The sequence below is a fragment of the Streptomyces cinereospinus genome (genome assembly GCF_042430725.1).
In the GTDB taxonomy this organism is placed as follows: Bacteria; Actinomycetota; Actinomycetes; order Streptomycetales; family Streptomycetaceae; genus Streptomyces; species Streptomyces cinereospinus.
The window spans coordinates 1-609 of sequence record NZ_JBHMCY010000213.1; the positions used below are offsets into that span (position 1 = coordinate 1).

The following is a 609-nucleotide window of genomic DNA, read 5'->3' on the forward strand; positions in this document are numbered from 1 at the left end:
CACCCTCGAGGAGGCCGACGCCCTCGCCGCCCGTCTGGCCGGCCTCGGGCACGCTCTCCCCGGCGTCGGCGCGGAGCACGACACCGCCACCGCCTTCGCCGAGGCCTGGCAGCGGCACACCGGTGCGACGCCGACGCTCCACGAGCGGCAGCGCCTGTATCGCCTCGGCACACTGACGCCACCGGAGCCGCTCCCGGAGGGCCGGGGTCGAGTCGCGGGCGAGCAGGACCGCGAGCAACTCATACTCTGGTACCGCGAGTTCGCCGCCGCCATCGGAGCAGGCCCCTCCACAGACGCCGACTCCTGGGCCGACACGCGCATCGCCTACGGACGCGTCACGTTCTGGGAGGCCCCGGACGGCACTCCCGTCTCCATGGCGGGCGTGACCCCGATGGTCGCCGGCCAGATGCGGGTGGCCCCCGTCTACACCCCGGCCCACCTGCGCGGCCGTGGTTACGCGGGCGCCGCGACGGTCGAGGTGAGCCGGGCCGCGCTGGCCGCGGGCGCGGCGGAGGTCCTGCTGTTCGCGGACCTGGCCAACCCCACCAGCAACGGCCTCTACCAGCGGATCGGGTACCGCCCAGTCACAGACTTCGCGGTGTACGACTT

The 609-nt window shown here is 74.4% G+C and carries 1 protein-coding gene; it reads left to right on the forward strand.

Annotated features, from left to right (window positions below; all coding sequences use genetic code 11):
- The coding region (locus tag ACFF45_RS35560; protein WP_381351184.1) for a GNAT family N-acetyltransferase at positions 1–609 on the forward strand (609 nt) is incomplete at both ends.